The sequence below is a fragment of the Synechococcus sp. RC10A2 genome (assembly GCF_047502605.1).
Genome location: NZ_JANSHP010000042.1, coordinates 194501 through 209683 on the forward strand (window position 1 = coordinate 194501; position 15183 = coordinate 209683).

The 15183-nt window shown below is 63.2% G+C and carries 17 protein-coding genes and 1 tRNA gene; 10 read left to right on the top strand and 8 right to left on the bottom strand.

The window, feature by feature from the left end:
• The first annotated feature begins 1 nt into the window (after window position 1).
• The 4 genes from hisC (at window position 2) to NW848_RS05185 (ending at window position 5056) form a co-directional block, all read left to right on the top strand.
• Window positions 2-1096, top strand: coding sequence for a histidinol-phosphate transaminase (gene hisC / locus NW848_RS05170; protein WP_414510630.1), 1095 nt, complete (start codon window positions 2-4; stop codon window positions 1094-1096).
• Window positions 1080-1724 (top strand): ankyrin repeat domain-containing protein, encoded by a 645-nt coding sequence (locus NW848_RS05175; RefSeq protein ID WP_414510631.1) that lies wholly within the window; start codon window positions 1080-1082, stop codon window positions 1722-1724. The genes hisC and NW848_RS05175 overlap by 17 nt, the downstream gene beginning before the upstream one ends.
• A gap of 219 nt (window positions 1725-1943) precedes the next feature.
• The gene (locus tag NW848_RS05180; RefSeq protein WP_414510632.1) at window positions 1944-4721 is read left to right on the top strand and encodes a UPF0182 family protein; all 2778 of its coding nucleotides are present in this window, start codon (window positions 1944-1946) and stop codon (window positions 4719-4721) included.
• 11 nt (window positions 4722-4732) lie between these two features.
• Window positions 4733-5056: a UPF0175 family protein gene (locus NW848_RS05185; RefSeq protein WP_414510633.1), complete on the top strand. Its 324-nt coding sequence runs from the start codon at window positions 4733-4735 to the stop codon at window positions 5054-5056.
• Window positions 5057-5080: 24 nt separating this feature from the next.
• Here NW848_RS05185 and obgE read toward each other — a convergent pair whose 3' ends face one another.
• Complete coding sequence (gene obgE / locus NW848_RS05190) at window positions 5081-6358, bottom strand: GTPase ObgE (RefSeq protein ID WP_414510634.1); 1278 nt, start codon at window positions 6356-6358, stop codon at window positions 5081-5083.
• A 142-nt stretch (window positions 6359-6500) separates the two neighbouring features.
• Here obgE and NW848_RS05195 point away from each other — a divergent pair, with 142 nt between their 5' ends.
• The gene (locus tag NW848_RS05195; protein WP_414510635.1) at window positions 6501-6761 is read left to right on the top strand and encodes a helix-turn-helix domain-containing protein; all 261 of its coding nucleotides are present in this window, start codon (window positions 6501-6503) and stop codon (window positions 6759-6761) included.
• 57 nt (window positions 6762-6818) lie between these two features.
• On the opposite strand, the gene NW848_RS05200 is transcribed toward NW848_RS05195, so the two are convergent.
• The 3 genes from NW848_RS05200 to NW848_RS05210 are packed head-to-tail and all read right to left on the bottom strand — an operon-like array spanning window position 6819 to window position 9990.
• Entirely contained in the window at window positions 6819-8552 is a 1734-nt protein-coding gene (locus tag NW848_RS05200) for a putative ABC exporter domain-containing protein (RefSeq protein ID WP_414510636.1), read from the bottom strand.
• Window positions 8549-9094 (bottom strand): ATP-dependent protease subunit HslV, encoded by a 546-nt coding sequence (gene hslV, locus NW848_RS05205; protein WP_414510637.1) that lies wholly within the window; start codon window positions 9092-9094, stop codon window positions 8549-8551. The genes NW848_RS05200 and hslV overlap by 4 nt, the downstream gene beginning before the upstream one ends.
• Complete coding sequence (locus tag NW848_RS05210) at window positions 9091-9990, bottom strand: tyrosine recombinase XerC (RefSeq protein WP_414510638.1); 900 nt, start codon at window positions 9988-9990, stop codon at window positions 9091-9093. The genes hslV and NW848_RS05210 overlap by 4 nt, the downstream gene beginning before the upstream one ends.
• A 225-nt stretch (window positions 9991-10215) precedes the next feature.
• Between NW848_RS05210 and NW848_RS05215 the strand changes: the two genes are divergently transcribed.
• The gene (locus NW848_RS05215) at window positions 10216-10932 is read left to right on the top strand and encodes a hypothetical protein (RefSeq protein WP_414510639.1); all 717 of its coding nucleotides are present in this window, start codon (window positions 10216-10218) and stop codon (window positions 10930-10932) included.
• Window positions 10933-10944: 12 nt separating this feature from the next.
• Here the strand turns inward: NW848_RS05215 and NW848_RS05220 are convergent, their stop codons facing one another.
• The 4 genes from NW848_RS05220 to NW848_RS05235 all read right to left on the bottom strand — a co-directional run bounded on the left by NW848_RS05220 (window position 10945) and on the right by NW848_RS05235 (window position 13648).
• Window positions 10945-11499: an HDIG domain-containing metalloprotein gene (locus NW848_RS05220; protein WP_414510640.1), complete on the bottom strand. Its 555-nt coding sequence runs from the start codon at window positions 11497-11499 to the stop codon at window positions 10945-10947.
• Complete coding sequence (locus tag NW848_RS05225) at window positions 11496-12299, bottom strand: H-X9-DG-CTERM domain-containing protein (protein ID WP_414510641.1); 804 nt, start codon at window positions 12297-12299, stop codon at window positions 11496-11498. Before NW848_RS05225 ends, NW848_RS05220 begins: the two co-directional genes overlap by 4 nt.
• Window positions 12296-13237: an LCP family protein gene (locus NW848_RS05230; RefSeq protein WP_414510642.1), complete on the bottom strand. Its 942-nt coding sequence runs from the start codon at window positions 13235-13237 to the stop codon at window positions 12296-12298. The genes NW848_RS05225 and NW848_RS05230 overlap by 4 nt, the downstream gene beginning before the upstream one ends.
• 81 nt (window positions 13238-13318) lie before the next feature.
• Window positions 13319-13648, bottom strand: coding sequence for an extracellular matrix/biofilm biosynthesis regulator RemA family protein (locus NW848_RS05235; RefSeq protein WP_414510643.1), 330 nt, complete (start codon window positions 13646-13648; stop codon window positions 13319-13321).
• Between the two features lie 84 nt (window positions 13649-13732).
• Here NW848_RS05235 and NW848_RS05240 point away from each other — a divergent pair.
• From NW848_RS05240 to NW848_RS05255, 4 genes are all read left to right on the top strand, one after another.
• A tRNA-Ala gene (locus NW848_RS05240) sits at window positions 13733-13808 on the top strand.
• 182 nt (window positions 13809-13990) lie between these two features.
• The gene (locus NW848_RS05245) at window positions 13991-14341 is read left to right on the top strand and encodes a DUF1257 domain-containing protein (protein ID WP_414510644.1); all 351 of its coding nucleotides are present in this window, start codon (window positions 13991-13993) and stop codon (window positions 14339-14341) included.
• A 14-nt stretch (window positions 14342-14355) separates the two neighbouring features.
• Complete coding sequence (locus NW848_RS05250; RefSeq protein ID WP_414510645.1) at window positions 14356-14571, top strand: DUF2997 domain-containing protein; 216 nt, start codon at window positions 14356-14358, stop codon at window positions 14569-14571.
• Window positions 14572-14576: 5 nt separating this feature from the next.
• Window positions 14577-15164, top strand: coding sequence for a 4Fe-4S single cluster domain-containing protein (locus NW848_RS05255; RefSeq protein WP_414510646.1), 588 nt, complete (start codon window positions 14577-14579; stop codon window positions 15162-15164).
• Window positions 15165-15183: the final 19 nt, after the last annotated feature.

The following is a 15183-nucleotide window of genomic DNA, read 5'->3' on the forward strand; positions in this document are numbered from 1 at the left end:
TATGCCCGTCCGCGCCCGTGCGCATGTGTACGACATGCAGCCCTACCGCCCTGGCAAGACGCCTGAACAGTTGATGCAGTCGCTGGGGCTAAGCGAGTTAATCAAACTCTCGGCGAACGAGAACCCGCTGGGTGCATCGCCTCGCGCAAAAGAAGCCCTCGTGAACGCGCTGGACATCATCCACCGCTACCCCGACGGTGCGTGCAGTGTGCTGCGCGACGCACTCAGCGAGTTCTATGGGCTGCCGCCCGACCACTTTGTTTTCGGCAACGGCTCGGACGAACTGATTCACCTGTTCGGCGTGGCGTACTTAGAGCCAGGCGACGGGCTGATGATGGGACAGCCGTCGTTCGTGCGCTATGAGGCGTCCGCCCAGCTCAATCAGGCGACCCTGCAGGCAATCCCGCTCACGCCCGACTTTCGGCACGACCTCGAAGCGATGGCAGATGCCATCACTGCGCGCACGAAACTGCTCTACATCGCGAACCCGAACAACCCGACAGGCACGATTGTCTCCCGCGCGGAACTGGAGCGGTTTCTGGAGCGCATCCCCGACCATGTGTTGGTGATTCTGGACGAAGCCTACTTTGAGTATGTAGACCACCCCGATTATCCGAACGGACTGGACTATGTGCGGGCGGGGCGGAATGTGGTGGTGTTCCGCACCTTCTCGAAGGCGTATGGGCTGGCGGGGCTGCGCATCGGCTACGCGATGGGCAGACCAGAGTTGTTAGACCCTGTGGAGCGCGTGCGCGAGCCGTTCAATGTGAACACACTGGCGCAGGTGGCTGCCGCTGCCGCGCTGAGCGACCAAGCGCATGTGGCGCGTACCCGCGCGCTGAACCGCGAGGGGTTGAACCTATTCAGCACAGCATGCGAGCGATTGGGGCTGCGCTATGTGTCCTCTTACGCTAACTTCCTGCTCATCGAGGGCGGCGAGCGGTGCGCCCAGGTGCATCAACGGCTGTTGGAACGCGGAATCTTAACGCGCACAGGCGAGGTGTTCGGCATGCCGACCTATTTGCGCGTGAACACGGGCACGCCCGAACAGAACGCGCGGTTTGTGGAGGCGTTGGCAGATGCGCTCCGCGAATGAGGCGCAAGGTGCGCGTCAGTACGCATCGAAACTGCTCGTGCTGGGGCTGTTCATATTGCCCATCGTGCTGACGGTGGCGGTGTTGGCGTCGCCGTGGTTTCGGCAAATTCGTGCGACGCAAATTGAGCGCAACGAGCGGCTGCTGCAAGCCGTCGAGTCGGGCGACATCGAGCAGGTACGGCGCGTGCTGACAGGTGGCGCGGTCGTGAACGCCCGCACACGCGCAGGGCTGACCGCGCTGAGCGTCGCCATCCTTCGCGGCTACGAGGACATCGCGCTGCTACTCATTGAAAAAGGTGCGAGCCTCGATGCCCGCGACAAGTCGGGCGACCGCGAGAACCAGCATCCTGGCAACTCGCCTGTGCATTACGCGGCGATTTACGGCAGGACGCGCGTGCTGGAGGCGATGCTCGATCGGGGTGTGTCGCCGAACCTACGCGACCGCAACGGGCGCACCCTGCTGATGCTCGCCACCGAGAACGGGCATCGCGACACGGTGCGCCTGCTACTCAAGCGCGGCGCCGACCCCAACGCCCGCAGCGCACTCGGCGAAACCGCGCTGGAGCTGGCAAAGCGCCGCGGCGACCCAGAAATCGTTCGGATGCTCCAAGGATACCAACTCCCGTAGTCTCCCTCGTGCGTGGCGGCAATCCTCCGTACCCCGCTAAAGAGCGCCCGAGTCGCCCAAGTGGAGGTGTCTGAGTGGGTGCAGGAAGCTGGTAGCGGGTAGAATTGCTATGTGGGTGTGAGGCGCCTGAGCGAGCCTGTGTGCAAGCAAAGTTAGGCGTAAACTGTCTACTGACCGCGTTTAGATTGCACCCAACACGCGCGGGGTACAATACTTCTTATGGAAACCCGTCAGAGAATCGCGACAGGCGTCATTGCTGTCGTCCTGCTCGTGATGCTGTTTGGGGGCACATTCGTCAACCTGTACACGGACTACTTGTGGTTTGTGCATGATGTGAAGTACCCCCAGATTTTCGGGCGCATTCTCGCGTTGCGCTGGGTGCTGTTTCTGGCGGCGGCGATTGGCTTTTTCCTGTTCGCGCTGGTGAACTTGGTGATTGCGAATCGTGTGGCAGGGGCGGCAGACGCGCCCGACTTGGCGGTGCGCGGCGGGCGCATCGTGCGCATCACACGCGCCGTGCGTCGGGGAACCTACTACCTGCTGATTCTGGGCGCGGGGGTGTTCGCGCTGTTCGTGGGTCTAAGCGCGAGCGCGTACTGGAACGACCTGATGCTGTTCCAAAACGCGCAATCGTTCGGCGTCAAGGACCCACTGTTCGGGCAGGATGTCGGCTTCTATGTGTTTCGGCTGCCGTTTTTGTCGTTCGTATCGGGGCTGGTGGTCTTCACGACGCTGGTTGCGCTGGTGGGCATAGGCGCGTTCTATTATTTCAATCGCGCGTTGGGCTGGCTGGGCGGGATGCCGACCTTTCTGCCGTCGGTGAAGCCGCACATGCTGATTCTGGCGACGCTGTTTCTGTTGTCGTTCGCGTGGTATCTGTGGCTGGCGCGGTACGACTTGGTGTTTTCGGAGCATGACCAGTTTTTTGGGGCGGGCTACACGGATGTGCATGCGCGGCTGCCGATTCTGACGATTACGGTGTTCGGGCTGCTGATTGCGGCGGTGTTGTGCCTGATTAGCCTGCGGCGTGGGGCGGGGCTGCTGCTGCCGATTGGCGGCTTCGCGGTCGTGCTGCTGTTTTGGATTGCGGCGACGCTGGTCTACCCGCCGCTGGTGCAGCGGTTCGTGGTTGTGCCGAACCAGTTGGAGCGCGAGACGGCGTATATCGAGCGGCACTTGACCTTCACCCGCCGCGCGTATAAGTTGGACACGATTCGCGTGCAGCCGATAGATGTGCGCGAGGATTTGACGGCTACCGACCTGCGCGGGGCGGAGGGCACGCTGGAGAACCTGCGCTTGTGGGACTTCCGCCCGCTGCGGCAGGTGTACAACGGGCTGCAAGCGCTGAAGCCCTACTACGCATTCGTGGACATCGATGTCGACCGCTATCGGGTGAACGGCACGCTGCGTCAGGTACTGCTGTCGGTGCGCGAATTGAACTTGGAGGGGCTGCCGCCCGCCGCAAAACGCTGGCAGAACTTGCACCTGCTGTATACGCACGGCTACGGTGTGGTGATGAACCCTGTAAACGAGGCGACTCCCGAGGGGCAGCCTGTGTTCTGGATACGCGATTTGCCTCCGCAGACCCGTGAGTTCATCACCCTGAAAAACCCCGCTATTTACTTCGGCGAGAACCTCGACCGCTACTCGATTGTGCGCACTCGGCTTAGGGAGTTCGACTATCCGCGCCCGACCAGCGAAGGGGGCGAGGAGAATGTCTACACGACTTACAGCGGCGATGGGGGCGTGCCGATTGGCGGCTGGCTGACGCGGATGTTGTTTGCAATACGGCTGTCGGATCAGAACATCCTGCTTTCGGGCGACCTGACCGCCGAGTCGCGCCTGCTGTTTCGGCGCAACATCCGCGAGCGCGTGCAGGCGATGCTGCCATTCGTGCGCTGGGATGAGGACGCCTACCCTGTGATTCACAACGGCGAGATTGTGTGGATTTACGACGGCTACACCCTTACGCGCAACTATCCGTACAGCCGCCCCTTCTTCTCGCGCGATCGGGGCGTGCGCCAGTTCAACTACCTGCGCAACTCGGTCAAGGCGACTATTCACGCCTACACGGGCGCGGTGAACTTCTACATCGCGGACGGGACCGACCCGATTATCCGCGCCTACGCGCGGGCGTACCTGGGCGTGTTCAAGCCGCTGAGTGAGATGCCTGCGGGCTTGCGCGAGCATGTGCGCTACCCAGTTGACCTATTCGAGGTGCAGGCGCAATTGCTGGAACTCTACAACACGACCGACGCCCGCGTGTTTTTCAACAAGGCGGATGCGTGGGCAATCGCCCGCGAAATACTGGAGAACAACGAGACCGTACCGATGACGCCCTACTATGTGATTATGCAGTTGCCCGGCGAGCAACAGCCGCGCTTCCTGCTGACCCTGCCGTTCACCCCGCAGCAGCGCAAAAACTTGGTGGCGTGGCTGGTGGCGCACTGCGACCCCGACCGCTACGGCGAACTGGTGCTGTATCGTTTTCCCAGTCAGCGTCTGGTGTACGGTCCCGAGCAGATCGATGCGCGGATTATCCAGAACCCTGACATCGCTCTGCAGGTCAATCTGTGGGATCAGCAAGGCTCGCAAGTGATTCGGGGCAGTCTGGTGGTCGTGCCGTTGGGGCAGTCGATGCTGTACCTCAAGCCGATTTATTTGCGGGCACGTTCGGAGGGCGCCATTCCAGAGCTGACGAAGGTGGTGCTTGCCAGCGGCGACCGCGTGGTGATGACGGACACGGTGGAGGAGGGACTGCAGTTGTTGCTTGCCGAGCGCGCGGGTCGCACGCCGCCGCGGGTCGCGCGAGACGGCGAGACCACCGCCCCGCCGACCGCGCCGACTGCGCCTGCTGACCTGCGCAGTCTGGCGCGGCAAGCGAATCGCCTCTACCGCGAGGCGCAGGACGCGCTCAAAAACGGCGACTGGGCAGCCTACGGCGAACGCATGCGTCGCTTGGAGGCAATCTTGAAACAGATGGAAGCGGGGCAGTAAGGCGCTGCAGCTTGAGGTACACTGTCCCTGTGGCAGCACGCTGGCTGTTGGATGAGATGGCAAAGTTGTGGGAGGTGCATCCCGAACGCATCTCCAAGATACTCCTGACCGCCCTGAAGTCTGACCCAGACTTGCACTGGGCGATTGTGGTCGGCGCGTACCTTGACGAGCATATTAGTTTAGCGAAGGCAGCAGAGCTGTTGGGAACCGACCAGTGGAGCCTTGCCGAAGAGTTTCAACAGCGGGGCGTTCCTATTCGTCGCGGTTCGGCAGATATAGAGGAGGTCAGGGCTGAGGTGGCTGCATGGAAGCGCCGAGCAGCGGAGACACCCTGATTCTGGACACAACAATACTGACCTTCATTCGTCGGGCGTGTATTCTAATTCCACCTCGCCAATCCGCACGGTGTCGCCCTCCTGTGCGCCCAGCTCGTGCAGGCGGCGGAAGATGCCCAGCCCCTTGAGCCGCTTCTGCATGCGCAACACGGCTTCATGGTTGCCGAAGTCGGTGCGCTGCACAATCTCCAGCGGCAGCGTGCCCTCCACGACAAACACCTCGCCGTCTTTGTAGACGCGCGTGGGCTGATGGGCTGGCTTAGCGACCTCTGGCGTCGGCTCCAGCAGCGGCTCAGGCGGGGGCAGCTCGGCGATGCGCTGCGCCAATCGCGCCAGCAGTGGTTCCATACCCTCGCCCGTGTACGCCGAAATCGGAAACACTTCGTAGCCTTGCGCCTCAATCGCGCCGCGCACGGCGTCTACCGCCGCGCGTTCGTCGGGAGCAAGCGTGTCGATTTTATTCAGCGCGACGAGGGCAGGCTTCTGCGCCAAGTCCGCGTTGTAGAGGCGCAGCTCGCACCGAAGCGTCTCGAACGCCTCCAGCGGCGGCGCGGTCGCAAACGGCGACACATCCAGCAGGTACAGCAGCAGCCGCGCGCGTTCCACATGGCGCAGGAACTGATGCCCTAACCCGACGCCCGCGTGCGCGCCCTCGATGAGCCCTGGTATATCGGCGACGACGAAGCTCTGGTCTTGGTAGCGCACGACGCCGAGGTTGGGCACAAGCGTTGTGAAGGGGTAGTCGGCGATTTTGGGCTTGGCGGCGGAGATGCGGCTTATCAGCGTGCTTTTGCCCGCGTTGGGCATGCCGACGATGCCCACATCGGCGAGCAGTTTCAGCTCCAGTCGCAGCGTGCGCCGTTCGCCAGGCAGCCCCTTTTCGGCGAAGCGGGGCGTCTGGCGCGTGGGGGTGACGAAGTGCGCGTTCCCGCGCCCGCCCTTACCTCCGCGCGCGGCGATGAACCGCATGCCAGGACGCGAGAGGTCGGCGAGCAGTTCGCCTGTGTCGGCGTCGTAGACCAGCGTGCCGACGGGCACACGCAGGGTGATGGACTTGCCGTTGCGCCCCTTGCAATTGCTGCCGCTGCCGTGTCCGCCGCTGCCCGCTTTGTAGCGACGCTTGTAGTGGAAGTCGAGCAGGGTGCTTAGGTGCGTGTCGGCGACCAATATAACGCTGCCGCCGTCGCCGCCGTCGCCGCCGTCGGGACCGCCGCGCGGCACATGCTTTTCCCGACGGAACGAGACGCACCCATCCCCGCCGCGCCCTGCCTCCACCTCAATCACCGCCTCGTCGATAAACACGAGGGATTATACCGCTTACGAACTTACAAGGGCTTTCGCGTGTCTAAGAGGGCATGGGGAGAAGCGACTGTGAAATTTGCACGCGGGTATGGAATACACCCCCTGCGGGCGGCGAAATCTCACGGAACGAGGTGGAACGACGATGAGCCAATGGAACTGGCAGAACCGCAACAAGCCGGTACGGCTGACGAAGAGCGAGATCGAGGTGTTGAGCCTCATCGCGCAGGGACGCTCCTCACAGGAAGTGGCGGACGCGCTCTTTCGGAGCAAGCGCACGGTGGATTTCCATCTGGACAACATTTATAAGAAGCTCAATGTGAAAAACCGTGTGCAGTTACTGCGACGCGCCTTGCAATTGGGGCTGATCCCTGTGGAAGCCTTCTTCGGCGAGACGGCAGACTGAGCTGGGGGGATACCCAAACCGTCAGCGGGGCAGGAAGGCGCACTTCCTGCCCCTGTGTTATTCTATCGGGCTAAACTTTTCGTAGAGTGCGCCGTTGAAGGCGGTTAGCGCAAGCGCCGCAAAAAAGTTCGTTAGGCATGCCAGCCCGACCATCAGCCACACGCTCCACTGCAGCGCGACGCTTAGCAGCCAAATCGCCGCACCAGGCGCGCCCGTCAGCAGCAGCGCAGGCACAATCAGCACGCCTGTCAGCAGCCGCTGCGTGTAGTCGGTCGGGTCGGGGTTGATGAGCGCAATCGCGAGCATCACCATCATCAGCACGGTCGCCCAAGTGGTCGCCACAATTCCGCTGCCCAGCCAGAATAGCCAGTTGCTGGGGAACCACAGGCTGATGACCAGCGCAGCGAGCAGCTGCGACGCCGCAAAAAAGACCACGCTGGGCAACGACTCTACCACCATCACTGTGCGGGGCGAGAACGGCAGCGGCTTTTGCCACTCCACGCGGCGGAGCATGTCGGTGAAGCCGTAGAACGCGCCGAACGAGATGAAGAAGGCGGTCAGTGCCTGCGCACTGGCGTAGACGATTTTCAACACGAGGCGTACATCGCGTTCAGGGGGCGCGGTGTAGTGAACCAGCAGCGCGAGTCCGACGGGTGCGGCTGCCATCAGCGCGATCATCAGTAGGTTCGCCCAGCCGCTGGCGCGCCAAGTAATCAGCAGGTCGCGCCATAACAACGCCCACACGCCGCGCGGTGTCCACCGTTCCAGCCAGCGCAGCGTGCGCAGCGGCTTGGCGGCGGCAAGTTCCGCCCTGCGCTGCAGGTAGGTTCCGAGCGGGTCGCGTTGCGAGGCGCGCGCGGCGGCGCCCCTACGCGCCAGCAACGCGCCCACCTCGTAGAGCGCGTTCTGATAGCGCACCAGCATCCGATTGGCGGTCAGCACGCCTACCAGCCAGAGCACGAAACTGACGCCCATCGCAGGCGTGAAGCCCTGATACAGCACGATTGCAGCGTCCGCCAACCCGCGCACAGGCAACAGCAGCACATACGCTGGCAGCCAGTCCACCGCTTTGCCGAGCGCGGTCAGAAACGCGAACTCGTCGGGCAGACGGCGCAGGTACACCAAGTAGCCCGCCGTCAGCGCGAAACTCATCGCTGCCCAACCGAGCAGCACTTGCGACACCCACCGCCGCACACTGCGTCCTGTAAGCTCCATCGCCTCCAACACGATGCTCCACAGCAACGCCGTGCTGAATACCAGCAGGTACATCATGGGGTAGCCGAGCAGCGCAATCGCAGGCGCGACTGGCTCTTGCACTGTCGCCAGCAGACGCAGCCGCGCGCCACCGAACAGCAGGAGATAGACCGCCAACAGCATCAGAAAAAACAGCGCGCCGAACAGCCCGCGAATGAGGATTATCCCGCGAAAGAGCGTCAGCGGCTTCAGCGGGGTGGTGAACAGGTAATGCACATCGCTCTCCTGCACCAGCGCATACGCAGGGCGAAACACGGACGGCAGCAGCGTGAACACCACATAGAACCAGTGGATGAGAACGACCAGCCCGATGGAGCGGAGCATCAGCTGCTGCGGCTGGAGCATATCGGGCTGGGCGCGTGCGGCGGGGTTTTCGGCAAGCGAGCCAATCAGCGCGCCGCCCCACCCGCACAGGAAAAACGCCAGCACAAATGTCGTCAGGATGGCGCGGAGCGGGTTGGCAAACGCGCGACGGATGCTGTTGACCACCACGCGCAGGGTGAGATACCCCAGCACCCGTGCGACGGTGTGCGTCATTGGGCGTCCATCACCTCAACCGTGATGTGGTCGTTGGTATAGATGCACAGCCGCGCGGCGATGCGCAGCGCCTCTTCGGCGATTTCGCGGGCGGTCAGCTGCGTGTGCTTCAGCAGCGCCTGCGCCGCCGCCTGCGCATACGCCCCGCCTGAGCCGATGCCGACTACGCCCTCGTCAGGCTCCAGCACATTCCCGTCGCCTGCGACCACCAGCAGCGTGTCGGCGTCGGCGACCACCATCAGCGCGTTCAGGTGGCGCAGCACGCGGTCGGTGCGCCAGTCTTTGGCGAACTCCACCGCCGCGCGGCGCAGGTTGCCCCCGACCGACTCCAGTTTCGACTCAAACCGATCCATCAGCGCCTGCGCGTCGGCGGCGGAGCCTGCAATCCCCGCCAGCACGCGGTTCTGGTAGAGCCAGCGCACTTTGCGCGCGGTGTGCTTCATCACCACCTCGCCGAAGGTCACCTGCCCATCGGCGGCGAAGGCGGTCTGTCCATCGCGACGAACTGCTAATACGGTTGTGGCGTGCATCGTTGGGTTCATTCGTCGTCCTCCAGCGTGAGGCTGGGCAGCGCGCGGCTTACGGTCTGGCGCAGCCTGTCCAGCGTCAGGTGCGTGTAAATCTGCGTGGTGGTCAGGCGTCGGTGTCCGAGCAGTTCCTGCACGGTGCGCAGGTCTGCCCCGCCGTCCAGCATATGGGTCGCGAACGAGTGGCGCAGCGCGTGCGGGCTGATGGCAACGCCGACCTGTGCGCCGTAGCGTTTCACGAGGCGGTGCATGCTGCGCGTGGTGAGCCTGCCGCCCTGCGCGTTCAGAAACAGCGCGCGGGTGGGCGTGCGGGGGTTCATCAGCTGCGGGCGGGCGCGTTGGAGGTACTCGGCAAGCGCCTCGTGCGCCGCCTGCCCGAACAGCACGATGCGCTCGCGTCCGCCCTTGCCGCGCACGCGCGCCGCCGACTGCGCCATATCCAGCGCGTCGATGTCCAGCCCCGCCAGCTCGCTGACGCGCACGCCCGTCGCGTACAGCATCTCCAAAATCGCGCGGTCGCGCAGGCGCAGAGGGTCGTAGTCGGGTTCAGGCGTTTGCATCAGCTGCTCCGCCTGCGCCTGGGTCAGCAAGCGCGGCAGGGGACGCTTCTGCACAGGCAGGGCGACGCCCGCGCTGGGGTCGTGGTCAATCCAGCCCATCGTGCGGCAATACTTGAAGAACGCCCGCAGGCAGTAGAGCTTGCGCTCGCGCGTGCGGCGGCTCGCGGCGCGAAACGAGTCGAGCCAGCTGCGCACGAGCCGCTCGTTCAGGTGCTGTACCTGCTCGATGCCCGTGCCTATGGCATACTCCGCAAACTGCGCGAGGTCGGTTCCGTAGGCTTTGACCGTGTGCGGCGCGCGCGTCGCGCTCAAGTGCGTCAGGAACCGTTCCACTGCCTCGTCCAAGTGCATCGCGGACAATTGTACCTGAGTTGCGCGGGCAGCCTGTGTCCTTGCCTGTTTCGTGGGCGCTGGGGTGGATAGCTCCGCGTGAGAGAGATCTGGAGGCAACCTACTGTGGCAAGGTGCAGCCATACTCCAAGCCTTTGGTACTCCCCCGTTGGCATCGGCTCAAATTCTCTCCCGACAGCCGCTTCCTGTGCGGCTACGGCTCCACTGACGACATAGAGAGATGTAATGATTGTGGTGGAGTGCGCTACAAGGCGCGTGCGTCGCTTGGCGACCTTGAGGTGTCCGATTGCAGGGACTGAGAGTACCTACTGCGTACATCGTTTTGGTTGGTATCCCGACAGTCGGCACATCTGGTATCAAGAGGACTTGCCAGAGCTTCGGCGTGGCTACCATCAGGTGGTGGCGTACAAGCAAGATGTGGTAAGCGGGCGTCGTCGGGTGTTGCGGGGGCGTGATTTGGACGCGGTCTACAACGACTGGGAGATGCTCAATCCTCGCTATCGTTACGGTGATTCTGGAATGGATGGCGACCGTGCCTTTGTGTATACTCCGTGTCAGCGGGTTCGGGTGCGGGTGGAGCCAATAAGCACCACAGAGCATCAGGAGGCAGGGCTTCAGCAGGTGTGGGTGGAGTGGCGGGACGGGCGCTCGCGGGTGGTGATAGAGCGTCGGCGGCACGAGTGGCACAGCATCCTGCCTTTGGATGTGACGGAGGATGGGCGTTGGGTGCTGCTTTCGGTGTTGCATATGCCGCGTTCTGAGGAGTTGCCCGTTGTCAGCGGGCAAGGCTTTGTGGGGGCACACTCTGAATTGTTAGCAGTGGACACTTTGACAGGGCGGAGGTATTGTTATGTGCGAAGGAGTCCTACTTACGGTCACATTGACGGCGGGATATATGAGACGCCTACTTACTCGTTTTTGCGGAGCGAGGGGAGGCGTTGAGAGAGAGTATCGTCAGGGATTCAGTCCCAGCTGGTCGGCAATCCCTTGCAGCGCGCGCACGACATGCTCCACATGCTCGTCGAACGGGATGCCCAACTCCTCCGCGCCTTGCAGCAGGTCGTCGCGATTGACTCCTCGTGCGAAGCCTTTCTCCTTCATGCGCTTGCGCACCGATTCGGGGGTGACTGCGCTCAGCGTGCGCCCTTTGACCAGCGCGACGGCAATCACGAAGCCCGAGATTTCGTCGCAGGCGAAGATAGCGCGCTCCAGCAGGCTCTCGCGCGGGATGCCCGTGTGGTTCGCGTGCGCGCCGACCGCGCGGATAATCACCTCTGGCGCGCCCCGCGCACGCAGAATCTCCATCCCGCGAAACGGATGCTCCTCCAGCGAGGGGTAGCGTTCGTAGTCGAAGTCGTGCAGCAGTCCGACGACGCCCCAGAGTTCTTCGTCCTCGCCGAAGATGCGGGCATAGTAGCGCATGCACGCCTCCACCGCCAGCGCGTGGCGGCGCAGGTTCTCCGACTGCGTGTATTCGCACAGCAGGCGCCAAGCCTCGTCGCGCGTCATGGTTGCGCCTCCGCCTCGTCTTGCTTGCGTGGTTCGGGTAGCGTCCAGGGCGATTCGAGTTTACCTTGCGGGTTGCGCTGTAGAATTAGCAAGCCGCGCATGCGTGTGCCCACATGTCCGTCTGCGTGCAGCACATTGACGCCCTTGCTGTGAAAGCTGCGCAGGTTGTCGGGCGTCCAGTTGCCGTCCTCGCGTCGTCGCCAGACCGCCAAGCGCGTGATGAAGCGCGAGTCATCGGTCGGCTTGAGCAGCGCGTCGTTGTAGCCCAGCACGAAGCCGTCGTTGCCGCCCAGCAGCGGGTTCGGGTTCAGCGAGCCGAGCTGACCCCCTGCAAGGCTGTCGGCAATCAGCACGCTGATGCTGGGGTTGGGCAGGTCTTCGAGGCGCGCGCCCGACAAGGGCGCGTAGAAGCCGTAGGAGAGGCGCAGGGTCTTGCTAGCGTCGCGCGGGTGGGTGATGACTGTGCTGCCACCTGTAGGGTCAGCGGGGCAGCGAAGCACACGCTGCAGGTCGCGGCGCAAGTAGCTGCTGATGCACAGCACCCAAGTGAGCGGGCGTCCCGCCGCGTCGGTCTGCGGCGAGCCGTCGGGGTTCGCGTAGTACGCCAGCGGCAGCGTGTTGCTGTAGTCCAGCTGGTACAGGTTAATCGCCGTCGCAATGTCTTTTAGGTTCGACAAGCAGTCCGCCGTGCGCTTGAGGTCTACCAGTTGGCGGTAGAGCGGAATGAGAATCGCAACGACCACAATTACAGCAACGGCAATCGCGAGCTTTTCCAGTTGCGTCAGTCCAGACTGTCTCATCGGGCGTAGGAGTAGGTGTCGGTGTCCCAGAAGCCGAGTTCGCGAATGAGCTGGGTCGCTTCCTCGCGCTTGACGATGAGGCTTGTGCCTGCGCCGTCGCGCACGGGCAGCGTCTCGGTACGGATTTGCTCGTCGCTGAGTTGGCGGGCGAAGAGCGCGAGCGCGAGCAGCTGCTCGAACTCCATCGTGGTGCGCGTGTGGCGCAGCCCTGCCGCCAGCACCTGCGGCGCGCGCATCCACACACTGGGGTCTTTGAGCCGCTCTTTGACCGCGCGCATGAACTTCTGCTGCCGCTCGATGCGGTGGAAGTCGCTGTCGGTGTGTCGGAACCGCACATAGCCCAGCGCTTGCTTGCCGTTCAACCGCTGCACGCCAGGCTGCAGGTCTATATGCAGGTCGCCCCAGTTATCGTGGTAACGCATACGCTTCTCCACCTCGATAGTGACCCCGCCGAGCGCGTCGATGGCTTCCTCGAAGGCTTTGTAGCTGACGATGACCACTTCGTCGATCTGCAGGTTGCCCAGCAGGGTGCTGACGGTCTCCACCAGCAAGCGGGGACCGCCGAGCGCGTGCGCGGAGTTGATTTTGCCCCAGCCGTGGCGGGGGATGCGCACGAGCGTATCGCGCGGGATGGAGAGCGCATTAATGCGCTGGTTAACAAAATCCACCTGCGCGACGAGGATGGTGTCGGTGCGCGCCATCGTGTCCACCACACGCTTGCGGTGATCGCGGTTCTCGTCCGCGCCGACCACAAGGATGGTGAGCTTGCGCTTGCCGGGGAAGGCGTTTTCGGGCTTGGTCTCGCCCGTGATGTAGGCGACGACGGCGCGGCTGACGGTTCCCTCGCTAGCGAAATGGAGATAGCCCAGCGCGGTTCCCAGCACCAGCCCGCCTGTCCAAAACATGAGCCAGAAGAGTGCCCAGAATACTCGCCTCATCCGAGAGGCTCGCCGTTTCGGCGTCGCCGTCCCTTGCCTGCTAATCGTGCGCATTGTTCGGGTAGATTGTACCCTGCGGGGCTACTCAGCAGGCTCCGCTTCTGGCAATTCCTCTTCGGTCGGTTCGGGCGCAAAGAGGGCTTCTGGGCGACTGAGCCGCTTAGCGAGCGTCTCTTGCGTCAGCGCGGACAGCACTATCTGCCCGCTGCTTAGGAACACCACACAGCGGGTGCGCCGTCCTTGCGTGGCGTCAATCAGGCGCGTTCCCTCCCGACGCAACTGCTGCACCAACCGCTTCACAGGCGCAGAATCGATGCGCACCAGCGCGACAATCTTGTCCGTCAGCACGAAGTTATAAAAGCCCACATTCAATAGCGGGGGCAGCGACGATACTCGTTCGTCCTGTATCATGGCAGGGAAGTGATTCGGTGGGAATGGCGCGACTCCTGCCACTTGAATCCTGCGCTTACGGCATGGTATAATATACGCTGCCGTGGGGCGGTAGCTCAGCTGGGAGAGCGCTAGAATCGCACTCTAGAGGTCGGGGGTTCGAATCCCCTCCGCTCCACCACCATTCCCTTGTACACTTGGAACGCCAATCGGCTACGGGTGGGGTGTTGCCTGTGCGATTCCGATACGAGTCTAGCGTTCTATTCCGCATAGACAGTGTGTTCCACAAAATCTCATTTTTCTCCAAACGCTTGCAGGAATCTCCCCTGTGTTTTCCGTAATTATTCGCAGGAGGCAGAAACGATGTCCCACATCACGCGGATTCGGACGCAGATGGTGGAGCAGGAGTACCTGACGAAGGCGTTGGACGACCTCGGCTACACCTACGAGGTGGAGCGGGGCGATCAGGTGCGCGTCGAGCTGCCAGGGTTCCTGCGACGGCGAGTGCATTTCAGCAAGCGCGGCGACGCCTACGAGTTGGTGGGCGACTTCTGGGGCATGGGCAACAAGCCACAAGAGATGCTCAAGCAGCTCACCCCGCGATACGCCTACCATGCGACGATGGCGAAGCTTAGCGAGCAGGGGTTCACTCTGGCGTCGGAGGAGCGCGAACCGAACGGGCGCGTGCGCCTGCTGCTGCGGCGCGTCGGCTAATAAGGAGGACGACTATGCGCGTAGAAGAGGTTGAGGTGATTATCCACCCTGACGGGCGCGTCGAGATTCAGGTCTTCGGCGCGGAGGGCGCGAAGTGCTTGGACATCACGCGCGACTTGGAGGCAGCGCTGGGCAACCAGATTGAGTCGCGCACGATGACCACCGACGCCGTTTCAACCGTGCAGGAGGAAGTTGCGGCACGCGAGACCGCGCACACGGGCAGGGGGTAGCCTCGATGGCGGCTGAGGGGGCGCGCCGTTCGCGTCGCCTGCGCCTGCATGCGTTCATCCCGCACAGTCGCGCGAACGGACCTGGCTGCCGCGCCGTCGTGTGGGTGCAGGGCTGCACGCTCGGCTGCCCTGGCTGCTTTAACCCCGAAACGCACGACTTTCGCGGCGGGCAGTGGGTAGGCGTTGACGAGCTGTTCGAGTGCATCCGTGCGCTGCAGGGCACGATTGAGGGCATCACGGTCAGCGGCGGCGAGCCGTTCCAGCAACGCCCCGCCTTGCTCGCCCTGCTGCAGCGCGTCCGCGCGGAGACCGACCTCAGCGTGCTGGTCTTCACGGGCTACACTTGGGACGAAATCCAGCGGTTCCGCGAGACCGCCGCGCTGCTGTCGTGCATCGATGTGCTGATTGCGGGGCGGTACGACGAGCGGCTGCGCTTGGCGCGCGATTTGCGCGGCTCGGCGAACAAGACCGTCCACCTGCTCACCCCCCGCTACGGGCTGCACGACCTACAGCTCACGCCCGTCAGCGAGGTGATTATCGAACCCGACGGCACGGTCGTGATTAGCGGGATTGACCCGCTTCGGTGGCAATAACAATGAAACGGGGGTCGCA

Coding starts and splice junctions, on each gene's coding strand:
- NW848_RS05195 (WP_414510635.1), top strand. CDS start 6,501: ATGAGCCAATGGAACTGGCAGAACCGCAACAAGCCGGTACGGCTGACG.
- NW848_RS05245 (WP_414510644.1), top strand. CDS start 13,991: ATGTCCCACATCACGCGGATTCGGACGCAGATGGTGGAGCAGGAGTAC.
- NW848_RS05210 (WP_414510638.1), bottom strand. CDS start 9,990: ATGCACTTGGACGAGGCAGTGGAACGGTTCCTGACGCACTTGAGCGCG.
- NW848_RS05215 (WP_414510639.1), top strand. CDS start 10,216: ATGATTGTGGTGGAGTGCGCTACAAGGCGCGTGCGTCGCTTGGCGACC.
- NW848_RS05220 (WP_414510640.1), bottom strand. CDS start 11,499: ATGACGCGCGACGAGGCTTGGCGCCTGCTGTGCGAATACACGCAGTCG.
- NW848_RS05255 (WP_414510646.1), top strand. CDS start 14,577: ATGGCGGCTGAGGGGGCGCGCCGTTCGCGTCGCCTGCGCCTGCATGCG.
- NW848_RS05230 (WP_414510642.1), bottom strand. CDS start 13,237: ATGAGGCGAGTATTCTGGGCACTCTTCTGGCTCATGTTTTGGACAGGC.
- NW848_RS05225 (WP_414510641.1), bottom strand. CDS start 12,299: ATGAGACAGTCTGGACTGACGCAACTGGAAAAGCTCGCGATTGCCGTT.
- hslV (WP_414510637.1), bottom strand. CDS start 9,094: ATGAACCCAACGATGCACGCCACAACCGTATTAGCAGTTCGTCGCGAT.
- NW848_RS05175 (WP_414510631.1), top strand. CDS start 1,080: ATGCGCTCCGCGAATGAGGCGCAAGGTGCGCGTCAGTACGCATCGAAA.
- NW848_RS05250 (WP_414510645.1), top strand. CDS start 14,356: ATGCGCGTAGAAGAGGTTGAGGTGATTATCCACCCTGACGGGCGCGTC.
- hisC (WP_414510630.1), top strand. CDS start 2: ATGCCCGTCCGCGCCCGTGCGCATGTGTACGACATGCAGCCCTACCGC.
- NW848_RS05235 (WP_414510643.1), bottom strand. CDS start 13,648: ATGATACAGGACGAACGAGTATCGTCGCTGCCCCCGCTATTGAATGTG.
- NW848_RS05200 (WP_414510636.1), bottom strand. CDS start 8,552: ATGACGCACACCGTCGCACGGGTGCTGGGGTATCTCACCCTGCGCGTG.
- NW848_RS05180 (WP_414510632.1), top strand. CDS start 1,944: ATGGAAACCCGTCAGAGAATCGCGACAGGCGTCATTGCTGTCGTCCTG.